This is a genomic window from Nocardia lijiangensis NBRC 108240, assembly GCF_001613045.1.
GTDB classification, from domain to species: Bacteria; Actinomycetota; Actinomycetes; order Mycobacteriales; family Mycobacteriaceae; genus Nocardia; species Nocardia lijiangensis.
This window is the reverse complement of sequence record NZ_BDBP01000012.1, coordinates 73,530-89,470: the sequence shown is the minus strand read 5'-3', so window position 1 is coordinate 89,470 and position 15,941 is coordinate 73,530. Positions and strand designations below refer to the sequence as shown.

Here is a 15,941-nt window from a genome sequence, read left to right as displayed (position 1 = left end):
GCCGCTGAGCTGCACAAACCTTCGTGGGAAGCGGATCACGCATCCGGGACCCCCAGAGAAGGTGACGTTGTTGCGGTTGCGGCTGTAGAAGTCGACGCGCCCACCCTGGGTGCGGCAAATGGTTCGCATGCCGTCCCATTTCATCTCTATCGCCCACTGGCCTGCGTCATCGGAGCGCCGTCCGTTCTCTGAACTAGTGTGCGACAGCTGGCGCTGTGGCCGCTGGGCGCAATACATTGGGGCGCATGCGTGAACGATCTCGAATCCTGCTGTGCGCCACCACCACCGTCGCCGCGGCGCTGGCGCTGCCGGTCCTCCCGATCGCGTCCGCTGAGCCCTCCCCCAGTCCCACCGGCTGCGCGGAGGTCCGCGTCGTCACCGTCCGTGGCACGCTCGAACCGCAGATCGGCAGTCTGCTGCTGACCCCGCTGGCCGGGCGGATCGCCCAGGAATCCGGCCGCAGCACCACAGTGACCGAACTCGAGTATCCCGCCTCGATGGCCCCGGACAGCCCCGTGCGCGGCGTCGAGAACCTGACGGCACTGGTGAACAAGGCCGCAGCCGAATGCCCGAATCAGCAGCTCGTCCTCCTCGGCTACTCACAGGGCACCCGCGTCATCGGCAACACCCTTCGCACGCGAACCGCGTTGACCGACCAGGCCGCCGCGCAGATCGACGCGATCGCCCTGTTCGGCAGTCCGCTGTTCAACGGCGCCGACCCCTTCAACCGCGGCAACTACGATCCCGCCCTGTCGGGCACCGCCGCGCTGCCCGTCGGCGCCCTCGGAGAATTCACCGACCGCGTGCGCTCCTACTGCGATGCCGCCGACCGCGTCTGCCAGGGCGGCGATCCGGCCGCCGGGTTCGGAAATGCCTTGAGTCCTGGGCATTTCGCATACTTCGTCAACGACTACCGGGACCAGGCGGCGGCATTCGTCCGCGAGCAGCTCGGCTCGTAGTCGTCCCCTCCCGCAGCCCGGGCTGGTACGCGTCCGACCGATCACACCGCGATACGCGCGGTGATCGGATGACATCGCCCCCGAGGGGCGCCCGCCCGCCACACCTGCTCCTGATACAACCGCAGTCACACGAACGCGTCCGGCGACGCAGGCAAGTGCTGCAGGTTCCGGGATCCCTTGCGCACCACCGCGATCAACTGCTGGCCGGGATCCTCGTCGCCCTGCATCGCCGACAGCAATTCCTCGGCCCGCGCGCCGATCGAACGCCCGCTCATGCCGATGGCAGCGCACTCTTCTGGCGGATCGGTCACAGCGGTCAGGAATCTGCGTTCGTCGATTCCGAGAGGTAACCTGGGGCGCGCGGTACTGCGGGAGGGATGTGGTTTGGCGCAACGCTGGGTGACGATCTGTCTGCCGCCGGATGCGACCGATGACGTGGAAGCCGCGATCACGCGAGCTCTCGCTCCATTCGAGATGCGGCAAGGATTCCCGGAGCGAGATATGTGGGACACGTGGCGGATTCGGGGTGGCGGAGAAGGAGCCGGATTCTACGTCCGACCGGGTCATGAGGACGATCCTCGGCTGATTCACGACGGCCCCAACCAATTCGGCATCGTACTGCCCCCCAAGCGAGGCGAGTGCGCGGGCGGCCCGAAGTCCTTGCTGAACGTCGCGGTGCACAACCTGTCATGGCCCGATGTACTCACCCTGGACGGTTGGTGGGTCGAGCCGAGCGGCATTTGCCGACATAAGGATTGGGGCGAGACCACGTCCCATGAGGACCGACCCGACTGCCCGATACCACCGGGCGGCATCGAAAACTACCTGGAGACACTGCCCGACGACACAGTGCTTGTTCGGGTCTGCTGCCACGGCTAGCAACACCCTCTCTTGCCGCATGGCGCGCTGACCGAATCGGCCACACTCCGATGTCAAGCCGAACAATGACGTCAGATTTCCGATACCGAATTCCCCTGAGCAGGCAAGAGGCTCCCACCCCGACGAGGGATCCGGCGGTTCGCACATCGCGAAGGTGCTGGAAGCGCGGTGTCGAATGCCCGCGGTGCCTGGAACGAAATCACCACATCCGATAACGACCGATTGTGCGTGAGCGAGCCCCGCCCCGCGGTAGCGGACAGGCGTAACGCGCCGGCCGCGGCGTCGCCGGTGTCGGCGGCGCGGAGGACGACAACCGGGTATTAGGCGGCGGAACAGACACGACAGCTTCGGACGGCACCGCCCGCGGCCGATCTTTGTCACCCTTGCATGAGATGACATGTGACCGGCGTTACAGTAGTTGCCGAGCAAACACGAAGGAAACCGATTGAGCACAGCAGCGCACGCCAACCCCTGGGTCGCCGTTCGACCGGATGACGATGTCACACAGTTGGCGCGGAGAATATCGTCCGCGCACCACTCCTTTCTCGAAGGTATCGACCGCCTGCCGACGCTGCGCCCCGACGGCGACTCGGTGCGCCCGGTGGTCCTCGATTCCTGGCGGCGCAGCCGCAGTAGCGGCGTCAACCCGGACGGCTTCGGCGATGCGGTGGATCTCGACGGTCTGGAACTGCAGCGGTACCGGGCCGGGCATCCGACGGCGCTGATCCGTCCGGTGGTGCGGAAATTGCTGGTCGAAGACGCCGCCGAGGCCGGACTACTCGTCGCGATCAGCGATGCCCAGGGACGATTGCTCTGGATCGAGGGTGATTCGAAGGCCAAGGACCGGGCGCTGGCGATGAACTTCGTCGAGGGCGCGGACTGGAGCGAGGACCGGGTCGGCACCAACGCGCCGGGCACCGCACTCGCCCTCGATCACCACGTGCAGATCTTCGGAGCCGAACACTTCAGCCGCGTGGTGCACGAGTGGAGCTGCTCCGCCGCCCCCGTACACGATCCACTCAGCGGCCGGATCATCGGCGCCATCGACATCACCGGCGGTCCACGAGTCGCCGCGATGGAGGCGTTGTCACTGATCCGGGCGACGGTGCTGGCCGCGGAGTCCGAGCTGCGACTACACCTGCTCAACTCGCCCGAACCACTCGACCTCACGACCCCGCGTCTACAGGTGCTCGGCTCGAACCGACCGACCCTGACCCGCAACGGCGAGCGAATCCGGCTGTCGCAGCGACATGCCGAGATCCTGCTGCTGCTGGCCGACCACCCGGAGGGCCTGAGCGCCGACCACCTCGCCATGCTGCTCGACGAATCCGAGCTGGATCCGGTGACGATACGGGCGGAGCTGTCCAGGGTTCGAAAGATGTTGGGCGCCAACAGCCTGGGCTCGCGCCCGTACCGACTGCTGATGGACCTCGACACCGATGTGGACGAGGTTCGCCGCGCGCTCGCCCGCGGCGATACGGCGGCAGCGTTGCGCGCCTATCCGGGTCCGATCCTGCCGCGTTCGCTCGCACCCGGCATCGACGAACTCCGCGCCGAGTTGCGCGGCCGCCTGCGCGCCGCACTGCTGAGGGCGGGTGACCGTCGGCTGCTCGCCCGCTGGACCCGTTCGGTCGACGGGCGCGAAGACCTCGCGGCATGGACCGCGTACCTCGCCTCCCTCGACCGGCAGTCTTCGATGTATGCCCAGGTCGAAACGCAGCTGAGGCTTCTCGATCGGAAATTGGGCATCTGACCAGTTACTTGCAACTGTCGTGCAACATGAACGCTCCTAGTGTTCCGGATCACACCCGATGCAGAAATGTCAGCAGAACGAGGAGCATTCGATGACCGTCTTCGCCCGCCCCGGAACACCCGATGCAGCGATGTCGTTCCAGGCCCGATACGACAACTGGATCGGCGGCGAATGGGTGGCGCCCGTCAAGGGCCAGTACTTCGAAAATCCGACACCGATCACGGGTCAGCCGTTCTGCGAGGTCGCGCGCGGCACCGCGGAGGACATCGAACTCGCCCTCGACGCCGCCCACGCCGCCGCGCCGGCCTGGGGCAAGACCTCGGTCGCCGAGCGAGCCGTCATCCTCAACAAGATCGCGGACCGCATGGAGGAGCACCTCGACGCGATCGCCCTCGCGGAGACCTGGGACAACGGCAAGCCGATCCGCGAGACGCTGGCCGCCGACATCCCGCTCGCGATCGACCACTTCCGCTACTTCGCCGGCGCCATCCGCGCCCAGGAGGGCTCGCTGTCGGAGATCAATGCCGATACCGTCGCCTACCACTTCCATGAGCCGCTCGGCGTGGTCGGCCAGATCATTCCGTGGAACTTCCCGATTCTGATGGCCACCTGGAAGCTCGCGCCCGCCCTTGCCGCCGGCAATGCCGTCGTTCTCAAGCCCGCCGAGCAGACCCCCGCTTCGATCCTGTTCCTGATCAGCCTCATCGGCGATCTGCTGCCGCCCGGTGTGGTCAATATCGTCAACGGCTTCGGCGTCGAGGCGGGCAAGCCGCTCGCGTCGAGCCCGCGGATCAGGAAGATCGCGTTCACCGGCGAGACCACCACCGGCCGCCTGATCATGCAGTACGCCTCCCAGAACCTGATTCCGGTCACCCTGGAACTCGGCGGCAAGAGCCCCAACATCTTCTTCTCCGATGTACTCGCCGCGAATGACGACTACCGGGACAAGGCGCTCGAAGGCTTCACCATGTTCGCGCTCAATCAGGGCGAGGTCTGCACCTGCCCGTCGCGCGCGCTCATCCAGGCCGATATCTACGACGACTTCCTGGCCGCGGCCGTGGTGCGCACCAAGGCCGTGCGGCAGGGCGATCCGCTCGATACCGAGACCATGATCGGCGCGCAGGCCAGCAACGATCAGCTCGAAAAGATCCTGTCCTACATCGAGATCGGCAAGGGTGAGGGCGCCACGCTACTCACCGGTGGTGAGCGTGCCGACCTCGGCGGCGACCTGTCCGGCGGCTACTACGTGCAGCCGACGGTCTTCGCGGGGAACAACGCCATGCGGATCTTCCAGGAGGAGATCTTCGGACCCGTCGTCTCGGTGACCTCGTTCGCGGACTACGACGACGCCATCAAGATCGCCAATGACACTCTCTACGGACTCGGCGCGGGCGTGTGGTCGCGCGACGGCGCGGTGGCCTACCGGGCCGGCCGTGACATTCAGGCCGGGCGGGTGTGGACCAACACCTACCACCAGTACCCCGCGCACGCGGCGTTCGGCGGCTACAAGCAGTCCGGGATCGGCCGCGAGAACCACCACATGATGCTCGACCACTACCAGCAGACGAAGAACCTGCTGGTCGGCTACGCGTCGAAGGCGCAAGGCTTCTTCTGATGGTCGACGCCACCCCGGCGCTCCCCCGGCGAGTGCGTGCTACCACGGCGGCGATGGATCTGCTCCGTCGCCTCCGTGGTCTGCACGGGCCGCTGATGCTGCACCAGTCCGGCGGCTGCTGTGACGGTTCGGCCCCGATGTGTTACCCCGCGGGCGAATTCGTGATCGGTGATCACGATGTGCTGCTCGGACTGCTCGACCTGCGGTTGCGGGCCGGCGAACAACCCGAATCCGCTCCCGAGCCGGGAGATATCGCGCCGGTGTGGATCTCGGGTCCGCAGTTCGCCGCGTGGCAGCACACCCAGCTCGTACTCGATGTCGTGCCCGGACGCGGCTCCGGCTTCAGTCTGGAATCGACCGAGGGGTGTCGGTTCCTCAGTCGCGGAAGGGTTTTCGACCATGCCGAACTCATGGCGCTGGCCACGGTCGAGACCGTAACCGGCGAAGGCTGGGAGCGCGGCGAGCGTCCCGCTGCTTCCACCGAACCGCAGGTCGTCGCCGAGGCGGCCGATGCCTGCCCTGTTCCCGGTCGCGGGACATCTCAGAACTCTATGTGATTCATTCAGCAAGAAGGAGGTCGCGATGGCGATCCCCACCGATAAGTCCTCACACGAGGACTTCCACAACGAGGACAATGCGTACCTCGCGAAGCGAACCCTGAAGTCGGGGTCCGCGGGGTGGCTACTCCTCGCCGGTCTCGGCGTCAGCTATGTGATCTCCGGTGACTACGCCGGGTGGAACAACGGCTTGGCGCAGGGTGGTTTCGGCGGATTGCTCATCGCCACCGTAGTGATCGCGGGAATGTACCTCGCGATGGTGCTCGGCATGGCCGAGATGTCCTCGGCGCTGCCCGCGGCGGGTGGTGGATATACCTTCGCCCGGCGCGCACTCGGCCCCTGGGGCGGATTCGCGACCGGCGCGGCCGTTCTCATCGAGTACGCCATTGCCCCCGCCGCCATCGCGACGTTCATCGGCGCGTATGTCGAATCGCTGAATCTGTTCGGCATCACCGACGGCTGGTGGGTCTATCTCGCCGTCTACGCGCTGTTCATCGGCATTCATCTCACCGGGGCCGGCGAAGCGCTCAAGGCGATGTTCGTCATCACCGTCATCGCGTTGGTCGGATTGGTCGTCTTCGCTGTTTCGGCGTGGGATTTGTTCGACGCCGGAAAACTGACCGATATCCCGGCCGACCCTGCGGCCGTGGGCAGTTCGTCGTTCCTGCCGTTCGGGTACTTCGGGATCTGGGCCGCGGTGCCGTTCGCGATCTGGTTCTTCCTTGCGGTGGAAGGCGTGCCGCTGGCCGCCGAAGAAGCGCGGGAACCGGAGAAGAACGTGCCCAAGGGGATCATCATCAGCATGCTGGTGCTGATCGTCACCGGCGCGGCGGTGCTGTTCCTGGCCACCGGTGCGCTCGGCGCCCAGGCGATTTCGACCTCCGGCAACCCGCTGGTCGAAGCGCTCGGTGATTCGAGCGCCGCCAAACTCGTCAACTACATCGGTCTGGCCGGATTGGTCGCGAGCTTCTTCTCGATCGTCTACGCCTACTCGCGGCAGACATTCGCCCTGTCTCGGGCCGGATACCTGCCGACGAGCCTGTCGGTCACCAACGCTCGCAAGGCGCCGATGCTCGCGCTGATCGTGCCGGGCGTCATCGGATTCGCACTCTCGCTGACCGGCGAGGGCGCGATGCTACTGAATATGGCGGTCTTCGGCGCAGCCCTCAGCTACGTGCTCATGATGATCAGCCACATCGTGCTACGCGTCCGCGAGCCGCAGATGCCGAGGCCCTATCGCACTCCGGGCGGAATCCTCACCACGGCCTTCGCCCTCGTCATCGCCTGCGCCGCGGTCATCGCCACCTTCCTCGTCGACCGCACGGCCGCGACCTGGACCCTGGTCGCCTTCGCCGGGTTCATGGCGTACTTCGGCCTCTACAGCCGCCATCACCTGGTCGCCAGCTCGCCCGACGAGGAATTCGCCGCCCTTGCCAAGGCGGAAGAGGAACTCGAATGACCGTCTATCACCAGCAGATCGGCGGCACCAACTACACCTTCGACGGCCTCGTCGAACTGATGGCCAAGGCGACGCCGCGGCGCGGTGGCGACGAACTGGCCGGATGCGCGGCGGCCTCCGACGCCGAGCGGGCGGCCGCGCAGTGGGCGCTCGCCGAGGTACCGCTCGAATGGTTTCTCCGGGAACTGCTGGTGCCCTATGAGGATGACGAGGTCACCCGCCTGATCATCGATTCGCACGATCGCGTTGCCTTTCAAGCCATCTCGCATCTCACCGTCGGTGGACTGCGGGACTGGCTGATGGAAACAGCGGCGCGCGACGATGCCGCCGCACGGCTGCGTGCGGTATCGCCCGGGCTGACACCGGAAATGGTGGCGGCGGTCAGCAAGATCATGCGCAATCAGGATCTCATCGCGGTCGCACGTGCCGCCGTGGTGACCGCGGGCTTCCGCACGACGATCGGGCTGCCCGGACGCTTGGGCACCCGGCTGCAACCCAACCACCCCACCGACGACCCCCGCGGTATCGCCGCGGCAACCCTCGACGGGCTGCTGCTCGGCTGCGGCGACGCGGTGATCGGCATCAACCCGGCCACCGACTCACCACAGGCCACCGCGGATCTGCTGCACCTACTCGACGAGATCCGGCTGCGCTTCGATATCCCCACCCAGTCCTGTGTGCTCTCCCACGTCACCACCACCATCGGACTGATCGAGGCGGGCGTTCCGGTGGACCTGGTGTTCCAATCCATCGCGGGCACCGAGGGTGCCAATGCCGGGTTCGGCGTGAATATTTCACTGCTACGCGAGGGCAACGAAGCGGGCCGATCACTAGAGCGCGGCACCGTCGGCAACAATGTGATGTACCTGGAAACCGGTCAAGGCTCCGCGCTCTCGGCGGGTGCGCACCTGGGCACCGGCGGCAAACCGGTCGATCAGCAAACCCTGGAAGCCCGCGCCTACGCGGTAGCCCGCGACCTGGACCCGCTACTGGTCAACACCGTCGTCGGCTTCATCGGCCCCGAATACCTCTACGACGGCAAACAGATCATCCGCGCGGGCCTCGAAGACCACTTCTGCGGCAAACTACTCGGCCTGCCCATGGGCGTGGACGTCTGCTACACCAACCACGCCGAAGCCGACCAAGACGATATGGACACCCTGCTCACCCTCCTCGGAGCGGCCGGAGCCGCATTCGTCATCGCAGTCCCCGGCGCCGACGACGTGATGCTCGGCTACCAGAGCCTCAGTTTCCACGACGCCCTCTACGCGCGCCGCGTCCTCGGCCTGCGCGCCGCACCGGAATTCGAGACATGGCTGCAAGGACTGGGCATGGCCGACGCGGCGGGCCGGATACTGCCGGTGGAGATCACCTCCTCCCCGCTGCGCGAATTGACGGGAGCTCTATGAGCATCGACCGGAGAGCTCGAGCGCCACAGGACTTCTGGAACAGCCTGCGCTCGAGTACCCAATCCAGGATCGGCCTCGGCCGCGTCGGCGACGCACTGCCCACCACGAGCGTGCTCGAATTCCGCGCCGCGCACGCCGCGGCCCGCGACGCGGTACACCTGCCACTCGACGTGTCAGCGTTGGCGACTCGCGTCGAAGCGGTCGGCCTCGGCACCCCCGTGACCGTCCGCAGCCGGGCCACCAGCCGCCCCGAATACCTGCGCCGCCCCGACCTCGGCCGGCTCCCCGCCGACCTGACCGCCGTCCCCCGGACCGGGGCCGATCTCGGCTTCGTACTCGGCGACGGACTCTCCCCACGCGCCCTCATGGACCACGGCGCACCCCTACTGGCCGCCCTCGCGACGGAACTCGCCGACACGTATTCCATTGCGCCACCGGTAATCGCCACCCAAGCCCGGGTAGCGCTGGGCGATCATATCGCCGCCGCACTGGGCGTCCAGACCCTGATCGTCCTCATCGGCGAACGCCCCGGACTCTCGGTGGCCGACAGCCTCGGCATCTACCTCACCCACCTACCGAAACCGGGGCGAACCGACGCCGACCGCAACTGCATCTCCAATATCCATCCGCCCGAAGGCCTCGGCTACCAGCAAGCAGCGAGGGTGGTGTCCAGCTTGGTCTCCGGCGCACGGAGGCTGGGCAGATCCGGCGTGGACCTCAAGGACACCTCTCGCACCGACGAGCTGGTCTCCCATGCGGCGCTAACGATTCCAGGGCCAACCGGATAGTGGGCTACGAGCCTGTCACGTCTTCCGTGCGATGTAGTAGCTGTTGAAGATATCCGCAACGATGTGCTCGATAGCTGTGGAAGCGAACCCCGCTTCACGCAGCATCCGCGTCACGACCTGCTCGCCCCACATGGTCCCGAGCCCCTCGTCGCCGAGCGCCAGCGACACCGTCATACAGTGCATCGTGGAGAGGGTGCACAGCCCCGGCCCCAGCGGATGCTCCATGTTCTCCTCCAAGTTGCTGGAGGCCTGAATAATCACGGGGTCCCGTCAGGACCACTCCGATCAAGGCACGAGATGCCGACGAGCGTGCGTGATCTGTCCGCTAGATCTCCGGCGCAGAATGCTCGCAGCGACGAGTTCCGTTGTGGGGCAGCGGTTTCATTGGTAGCGTCTGCGCGGCATGTGAATGGCAATTGAGTCATTTTTTGGGGGGAACGTTGATCCGTCGGATGACTGTGGTCTGTCTGTCTGCTTTCGCACTGGTAGCGGGGGGCGCGACGGTGGCCGACGCATCGCCTGTTGGTGTGACCGTTCTTCCCCGGCCGGGTGGTCAGTACGCGGTGGGTGAAACCGTTCTGCACTTGGTCGATGCGTCGAGGCAGGACCCGTTCTATGCCGACCGGCAGCGTGAGCTGATGGTGTCGGTGTTCTATCCGGCCACTGACGTCGGCAAATATCCTCGGGCCCACTACATATCGAAGACGCTGATCCCGGATCTGGAGAAGCGCTTGGGTGTCGGACTGCCGGGTCTGTTGACCAACTCTTACACCGACGCACCCGCATTGGCGGGGGCGGCCTTCCCGGTGGTCCTCTACTCACCCGGGGCCGGAGACACCCGCGTGTACGGCACCGGCTTGGCGGAGGATCTGGCCAGTCGTGGCTATGTGGTGGTCACCGTCGACCCCACCTACGAGGCCATCGTGGAATTCCCCGGCGGCAGGATCGTCCGGCCCGCCCCCGCTCCGGACGGCTTCGACACCAAGATCCGGAAGAAATACATCGCGGCCCGGCTGTCCGATGTCCGGTTCGTCCTGGACTCGCTCACCCGCCTGGCGCATGGTGAGAACCCGGACGCCGACCATCGCACCCTTCCTGCCGGGCTCGACCGTGCCCTCGACCTCGAACACGTCGGCATGGTGGGACACTCCTCCGGCGGATACACCGCAGTCGAATCGATGCACGACGACCGTCGCATTGACGCCAGCGTCGATCTCGACGGGCAGATCGGTGTCGACGAAGACTTCGGGCGGGCGGCGACCGAAGGTGTCGACCGGCCGGTGCTGGTGATGACCAGCCAGCAGGCCGAGGAGGTCGGTGACGCCAACCCATCGTTGAACGCGTTCTGGCAACACGGCACCGGCTGGAAACGCCACCTGATAATGAAGGATTCGGCGCACTACGACTACACCGATTTCCCCGCGCTGGCGCCCACGATCGCGCGACCAGCCGCCAAGAGATACATCGGACCCATCGCTGCGGACCGCGCTACAACCCTGACCCGCAAGTACGTGGCGGCCATGTTCGACAAATTCCTGCGCAACCACACCGACACCCCGATCGACCAGCAGCCGACAGATTCAGAGATCGTCGTTGTCCGCTGATAAGTCGGTTCCTCGGCGACCCGTGGTCGCGGAGCCGGGCCACGCTCATAGCTGGCCAATCGGCCGATGCGGGCTCGGGCGTTGACGAGATCGGCTTTCAGCGACGCCGTTGCCACCGGCGCGCCTGGGTGGAACCACTTCGCGAAGCCGCGCGCCGGGCCGACCCAGCGATGGTCGCCGTATCCAGATGGACTGCATTGTTACGGAGCCGCGCTCGAGTTCCATCGTGATCAAGCACTGCATCGCGACTCTATCGCCATCGACATGCAAAGTCTGGCACGAGCCGCCGCCCTGTCCGACTTTGCGTCCATCCCTTATCGCGTTGCCGGAGTAGACATCCATGTCGCCCAGGCTCACCCCCGCCGGGCCGAGATCGAGAGCCTGGTACTGGGTGTTCTCAACCCTGAGTTCGAGGATTTCGACCTGTTCCTGTGCCGGTCTCTCCGTCTCGCTCCCGGCTGCTCTGCAGCCGCCGACCGTGGCGGTGACGAGCGCCACGGCGACGAGCCTCAGGAGGCCTGCCTTGACGCGTGTTTCGTTGATTTGCCTTCGGATTCCTTGTGTTTCATTTCCAAGGTGGACGACGGGTGAGGTTCCTGCGGCTCACCCGGCGGAGTGGACGGACCACCGGTTGCGGCGGGCAGCGCTACTCCTCGATCCAGCCGAGCTGAACTGCGTTCTCGTGCATGACGTCTTCGACTACGGGCAGCGTGAGGAACGAAACGGCATACAGAACAGCGAGGAGCCCAATCGCAACGGCCCAACCTCGAAGGCTGGCTCCCGGCAGACCAGCCCCGTCCTGTCCAGCCTCGGCAGTGTGGTCCCGACGCAGCCGCATCCGCGGGAGCCGCCGGTCGGCCGGCCTCAGCATCCACGACGCGATGGCGCAGATCGCGAATATCATTGCCCCCGACCACGACTCGATACCGTCGCCGACTGCCAGATGGGACGCAACGGCACCCGACCACAGGAAGAAGGAACCCGCGTACGCCCATTCCTTGATCAGGGGGAGCCCGGGCGCGATGATCGCGACGGCGGCGCCGACCTGCCATGCACCTAATACGTAGGCGAAGAAGTGCGGGTATCCCAGGTGCTGCAACTGGATTTCTATCCATTCGATCGGCAGAAGGTTCCATACCGATCCCGCAACCAGTTCGAACACGATGACGAGCGTGGTGACCCAAAAGGCGATGGGTCGGATCCGGCTCGAGTTCCGGTTGTTTCGTGTGACGGCGGCCGACTTCTCATCGGCTGCGTGCTGGAAAACGTTGGTCATGGCCATGATCGGCTCCTCAGGAATCGACAAGAGTGGTGTCGATGCATGCCCGTAGCGGTGCGAGGGCGCCGCTCCAGGCGATGAGCTGATCCAGTGTCTTGTTCAAGGCGGCGACATGATGGTCGCGCGGTGTGAAGGTCGTGTGGTTCTCGAAGTCGGTGAGCAGCGAGATCGCGACCTGATAGCTCACGTCGGCCATGCCCAGCGTGCCGCAGACCGTCCGCAGTTGCACGACGGCCCGGGCGCCCCCGTGCACGCCGTAGGAGACGAAGCCGACCGCCTTGTCGGCCCATTCCGCGCACAGGTGGTCGATGGCGTTCTTCAGCACCCCGGGGACGCCGCCGTTGTACTCCGGTGTCACGACCACGAAGCCGTCGAACGGGGCGATCCGCTCGGCCCAGGCGCGGGTGTGTTCATGGGCCGAGGGGCCGAACATCGGCGGCGCAGCCTCCTCCAGATGCGGCAGCGGGTGATCGCGCAGATCGATCAGTTCGAACTCGGCGTTGCCGCGCCGCGATGCCGAGTCCAGAACCCACTGTGCGATCTGCGGGCCTCTGCGAGTGGGCCGGGTACTGCCCAGAATGACGCCGATTCTGATCATTTTCCGAACTCCTGATTTGCTGACAGTGTCACGACCTTCCGACGACACAGCCGTCCGGAATGTCAGGCCGCCTCGCCCGCCCATCACCCCTCATCGAGACTCATCGCGTCGCTCACATTTCTGGTCGCTGATTCGTCGAATTCGATGAGGGACGCACAAACCGAAGGAGCCGACCATGACCGACCCACACCTGCCCGGGGTGATCGGTGAACGCCGTCAGCTGATCAATCTGGCCTACCGGCTGCTCGGCTCGCTGGCCGAGGCCGAGGATGTGATGCAGGAGACCTACGCGCGCTGGTACGCGCTGTCCGAGCGGCAGCGGAGGGAAGTGATGGCGCCCGGTGCGTGGTTGACGACGGTCGCCAGCAGGATCTGCCTCGATTTGCTCGGCTCGGCGCGCGCCAGGCGGGAACGCTATGTGGGCGAATGGATTCCGGAGCCGATACCCATCCGGTCCGAATGGCTCGACGGCCCCGCTCCCGTCGATCCCGCCGACCGGGTCACCCTCGACGAGTCGATCAGCATGGCCTTTCTCATCGTGCTCGATTCCATGACGCCGGCCGAGCGGGTGGCGTTCGTCCTGCACGACGTCTTCCGCTACTCCTTCGCCGAGGTCGCCGACATCGTCGGGCGCACCCCCGCGGCCTGCCGCCAGCTCGCCTCCAGCGCCCGCCGCCGTATCCAGACCTCGCAGGAGCCATCGACCCCCGAGCGCACCGAGGTCGTCCGGGATTTCAAACGAGCCTGGGAGACAAAGGATATCGAGGCCCTGATCGGCCTGCTCGACCCGCAGGCGATCGCCACTGCCGACAGCGGCGGCCTGGCACCAGCCTTCCGCGTTCCGATCAACGGCAGCGAGCAGATCGCCCACACCTGGATGCAAATCGCCGCACACGGCCCCGCGATAACCCTGCTCGAGCGCACGGTGAACGGCCAGCCCGGCCTCGTCGCACAGCTCGACGACACCATCGTCTCGGTCTACGCCTTCGACATCGCCGACGGCCGCATCACACGCATCTGGGCAATCCGGAACCCCGAGAAACTGCGCCCCTGGACAGCCAGCTGAACTGAACGAGCACCTCAGCCTCGAACACACCCCGCCCATCACGCCAGATCATTGAGACCATCACCCCTGCAATCGGATTCGAGTCGATCGACCCTCCCCCGAGTATCACCCCGACCGCCGACAACTCGCTGCGGACGTTCGCGCCTACGGTTTGGGCCAATCCGCCACAGCGATGGCAGCCGAATCCGAGAATGGGAACGACACAAGGAGGGGATCGCTGATGTCATCGACTGCCCTACTGGTGATCGACATGCAGAACTCCTATCTGCGCCAGGACGTGCGCGATGCGCTGGGGTGGCCGCCGATCTGGCGGCTTGCGGAAGTCACCGACGAATGCCAGTCACTGCTGAGCGTCGCCCGAGATCTCGGCGTTCCTGTGGTGTATTCGCGTCAAACGACGACTCCCGCAGGTCATCTGGCGTTCAATCCCCGTGCGGCGCGGCATTTCAGGGCTCGGTCGTCTGTCATTCCGAATCTGCCCGATGCAGAGCGGAAGTGGCGCAGTCAGGTGATGGACGCTGTTGCGCCGCAACCCGGCGATCTTGTGCTCGACAAGACCCGTCACAGCTTCTTCGCCTACACCGAGCTCGACCCGATCCTGCGGACGCTCGGCGTTGCACGACTGATCGTGGCCGGTCTCCAGACCAACGTCTGCGTCGAAGCCACCGTTCGGGCGGCCCTGGAACGCAACTACGAGGTCGCCGTCGCCGAGAATGCCGTATCGACCGACGGCCCGGCGCTACACACCGGATCGCTGAACTCGATGCGAGTCATATACGTCGAGGTCGCGCCGTGGCAGGAGCTGATCGAGCCGACAGCCACGTGGAGCCATGCCTACCAGACCCCCGACTACGGACGGGATCCCAGCTACTGGTCCGACCCGACCATCTCCGCACTCGAGGGCCAACGACCCGATGGCGCCGCATCGACAAGTCCAGTGGCGAGTGCTTCCCGCAGTAATAGCAGCACGTCGGGGTCGATGCAGTACGGCATGACGGGATCGAAATCCTCACCGAACTGTTGAACTACAGCCCCCATCCCGGTGGGGCAGCGCGGGCTCGCCTCACGCTGGCGTGGCGCCATCGGCGATGTCGGTGCGCGTCGCGATGAGCTGGAAGAACCTCGCTGTGTAGATGTAGGGGGCGCGTTACATCGCCTGCGCCCACAACGAACACGAGAGCGATGCCGCCCGCGCGATGAGACCGCCGGATCGCTCAGCGCGGAGGCCGCCGACGTTCACCGCAGATACCCGATGTAGCCGTCGAGGCTTACCCACCGATGCTCGACAGGGAACTGGAATTCGGCGACGTCGAGAAAGCCCGCCTCGGAAAGTACCGCTCGTGCGTCAGCCGCGGCCCCGACGAGGCCACGGTGTCGTGGATACCGCGCGTCCACCGATCCAAGATCTCCACCGCCGTGGTCTGCCACGGCGCGCGCCCGCTCCACACACTGCTGCTGACCACCGCAACACAGCACCCCGGCGCCAGCCACCGCATTACCATCGCAGCCACCGCCGGACGGTCGAGCCGATGGAAAGCGTTCCCGGCGGTCACCAAGTCCGCCGACTGCGCTGTCACGTCGGGATCGGTCAGACGCCCGACACCGAGCACAATACGCACACCGAGTGGTTGAACCCCGCACAGCAACCGGCAGAAGTCACCGAAAATGGTTCACCTACAGCAACTTACAGCAATTTCGGAGCGCTGCGAGGTTGACTGCAATCCAGTGGCGATCTAGAAATAGAGCGCCTCCAACACGGATTTGCGTCAAGGATGACGCAAATCCGTAATCAAGTCCCCTCTCGCGCACAGATCCACGTCAAACGTGACAGAAATCCCTGCAGTCGGTGCAATTGCTGCGCTACCGCAACGGAAAACCCGTTACGGCACAGCGTTTCGACCGGCCCCTGCCTCGGGCGGAGCGGTAAGCCGGAGCACCGCACGTTTGGTTGAGTTCGTCGCCCACCTGCCCGTGG

15 protein-coding genes are annotated in these 15,941 nt (G+C 65.7%); 10 read left to right on the top strand and 5 right to left on the bottom strand.

The window, feature by feature from the left end; translation table 11 throughout:
- The first annotated feature begins 245 nt into the window (after positions 1–245).
- Positions 246–959 carry a cutinase family protein gene (locus tag NL1_RS04670; protein ID WP_067834661.1) on the top strand — a complete coding sequence of 238 codons (714 nt, stop codon included), beginning with the start codon at positions 246–248 and terminating at the stop codon, positions 957–959.
- 125 nt (positions 960–1,084) lie between these two features.
- Here NL1_RS04670 and NL1_RS04665 read toward each other — a convergent pair whose 3' ends face one another.
- Positions 1,085–1,234: a hypothetical protein gene (locus NL1_RS04665; protein WP_174553391.1), complete on the bottom strand. Its 150-nt coding sequence runs from the start codon at positions 1,232–1,234 to the stop codon at positions 1,085–1,087.
- A 1,049-nt stretch (positions 1,235–2,283) separates the two neighbouring features.
- Between NL1_RS04665 and NL1_RS04655 the strand changes: the two genes are divergently transcribed.
- The 6 genes from NL1_RS04655 to eutC all read left to right on the top strand — a co-directional run bounded on the left by NL1_RS04655 (position 2,284) and on the right by eutC (position 9,419).
- A complete protein-coding gene (locus NL1_RS04655; protein ID WP_067834655.1) occupies positions 2,284–3,591 on the top strand; it encodes a sigma-54-dependent transcriptional regulator family protein in 1,308 nt (435 codons plus the stop codon).
- Positions 3,592–3,682: 91 nt separating this feature from the next.
- A complete protein-coding gene (gene adh / locus NL1_RS04650) occupies positions 3,683–5,206 on the top strand; it encodes an aldehyde dehydrogenase (RefSeq protein ID WP_067834771.1) in 1,524 nt (507 codons plus the stop codon).
- Entirely contained in the window at positions 5,206–5,763 is a 558-nt protein-coding gene (locus NL1_RS04645; protein ID WP_067834653.1) for a DUF779 domain-containing protein, read from the top strand. The genes adh and NL1_RS04645 overlap by 1 nt, the downstream gene beginning before the upstream one ends.
- 25 nt (positions 5,764–5,788) lie before the next feature.
- Positions 5,789–7,222 carry an ethanolamine permease gene (gene eat / locus NL1_RS04640; protein WP_067834652.1) on the top strand — a complete coding sequence of 478 codons (1,434 nt, stop codon included), beginning with the start codon at positions 5,789–5,791 and terminating at the stop codon, positions 7,220–7,222.
- Positions 7,219–8,631: an ethanolamine ammonia-lyase subunit EutB gene (locus tag NL1_RS04635; RefSeq protein ID WP_067834650.1), complete on the top strand. Its 1,413-nt coding sequence runs from the start codon at positions 7,219–7,221 to the stop codon at positions 8,629–8,631. The genes eat and NL1_RS04635 overlap by 4 nt, the downstream gene beginning before the upstream one ends.
- Positions 8,628–9,419, top strand: coding sequence for an ethanolamine ammonia-lyase subunit EutC (eutC, locus tag NL1_RS04630; RefSeq protein ID WP_067834648.1), 792 nt, complete (start codon positions 8,628–8,630; stop codon positions 9,417–9,419). The genes NL1_RS04635 and eutC overlap by 4 nt, the downstream gene beginning before the upstream one ends.
- 15 nt (positions 9,420–9,434) lie before the next feature.
- Here eutC and NL1_RS04625 read toward each other — a convergent pair whose 3' ends face one another.
- The gene (locus NL1_RS04625) at positions 9,435–9,644 is read right to left on the bottom strand and encodes a hypothetical protein (protein ID WP_156094659.1); all 210 of its coding nucleotides are present in this window, start codon (positions 9,642–9,644) and stop codon (positions 9,435–9,437) included.
- Between the two features lie 302 nt (positions 9,645–9,946).
- Between NL1_RS04625 and NL1_RS04620 the strand changes: the two genes are divergently transcribed.
- Positions 9,947–11,023, top strand: a complete 1,077-nt coding sequence (locus NL1_RS04620) for an alpha/beta hydrolase family protein (protein ID WP_162272685.1) — start codon at positions 9,947–9,949, stop codon at positions 11,021–11,023.
- A 45-nt stretch (positions 11,024–11,068) separates the two neighbouring features.
- Here NL1_RS04620 and NL1_RS40135 read toward each other — a convergent pair whose 3' ends face one another.
- The 3 genes from NL1_RS40135 to NL1_RS04605 form a co-directional block, all read right to left on the bottom strand.
- Positions 11,069–11,365 carry a hypothetical protein gene (locus tag NL1_RS40135; RefSeq protein WP_373862522.1) on the bottom strand — a complete coding sequence of 99 codons (297 nt, stop codon included), beginning with the start codon at positions 11,363–11,365 and terminating at the stop codon, positions 11,069–11,071.
- A 304-nt stretch (positions 11,366–11,669) separates the two neighbouring features.
- The gene (locus NL1_RS04610) at positions 11,670–12,305 is read right to left on the bottom strand and encodes a DoxX family protein (RefSeq protein ID WP_067834641.1); all 636 of its coding nucleotides are present in this window, start codon (positions 12,303–12,305) and stop codon (positions 11,670–11,672) included.
- A 10-nt stretch (positions 12,306–12,315) separates the two neighbouring features.
- Positions 12,316–12,900: an NADPH-dependent FMN reductase gene (locus tag NL1_RS04605; protein ID WP_067834639.1), complete on the bottom strand. Its 585-nt coding sequence runs from the start codon at positions 12,898–12,900 to the stop codon at positions 12,316–12,318.
- Between the two features lie 175 nt (positions 12,901–13,075).
- Here NL1_RS04605 and sigJ point away from each other — a divergent pair, with 175 nt between their 5' ends.
- Together sigJ and NL1_RS04595 are read left to right on the top strand one after the other, a co-directional pair.
- Positions 13,076–13,966, top strand: coding sequence for an RNA polymerase sigma factor SigJ (gene sigJ / locus NL1_RS04600; RefSeq protein ID WP_067834637.1), 891 nt, complete (start codon positions 13,076–13,078; stop codon positions 13,964–13,966).
- A 241-nt stretch (positions 13,967–14,207) separates the two neighbouring features.
- Positions 14,208–14,990, top strand: a complete 783-nt coding sequence (locus NL1_RS04595; RefSeq protein ID WP_067834635.1) for a cysteine hydrolase family protein — start codon at positions 14,208–14,210, stop codon at positions 14,988–14,990.
- Positions 14,991–15,941 lie beyond the last annotated feature (951 nt).

Bases quoted from the DNA above. Each gene is read 5' to 3' on its own strand.
- NL1_RS40135 (WP_373862522.1), bottom strand. From the start codon at position 11,365: ATGGATGTCTACTCCGGCAACGCGATAAGGGATGGACGCAAAGTCGGA.
- NL1_RS04645 (WP_067834653.1), top strand. From the start codon at position 5,206: ATGGTCGACGCCACCCCGGCGCTCCCCCGGCGAGTGCGTGCTACCACG.
- eat (WP_067834652.1), top strand. From the start codon at position 5,789: ATGGCGATCCCCACCGATAAGTCCTCACACGAGGACTTCCACAACGAG.
- sigJ (WP_067834637.1), top strand. From the start codon at position 13,076: ATGACCGACCCACACCTGCCCGGGGTGATCGGTGAACGCCGTCAGCTG.
- NL1_RS04610 (WP_067834641.1), bottom strand. From the start codon at position 12,305: ATGGCCATGACCAACGTTTTCCAGCACGCAGCCGATGAGAAGTCGGCC.
- eutC (WP_067834648.1), top strand. From the start codon at position 8,628: ATGAGCATCGACCGGAGAGCTCGAGCGCCACAGGACTTCTGGAACAGC.
- NL1_RS04670 (WP_067834661.1), top strand. From the start codon at position 246: ATGCGTGAACGATCTCGAATCCTGCTGTGCGCCACCACCACCGTCGCC.
- NL1_RS04625 (WP_156094659.1), bottom strand. From the start codon at position 9,644: ATGGAGCATCCGCTGGGGCCGGGGCTGTGCACCCTCTCCACGATGCAC.
- NL1_RS04605 (WP_067834639.1), bottom strand. From the start codon at position 12,900: ATGATCAGAATCGGCGTCATTCTGGGCAGTACCCGGCCCACTCGCAGA.
- NL1_RS04665 (WP_174553391.1), bottom strand. From the start codon at position 1,234: ATGAGCGGGCGTTCGATCGGCGCGCGGGCCGAGGAATTGCTGTCGGCG.
- adh (WP_067834771.1), top strand. From the start codon at position 3,683: ATGACCGTCTTCGCCCGCCCCGGAACACCCGATGCAGCGATGTCGTTC.
- NL1_RS04635 (WP_067834650.1), top strand. From the start codon at position 7,219: ATGACCGTCTATCACCAGCAGATCGGCGGCACCAACTACACCTTCGAC.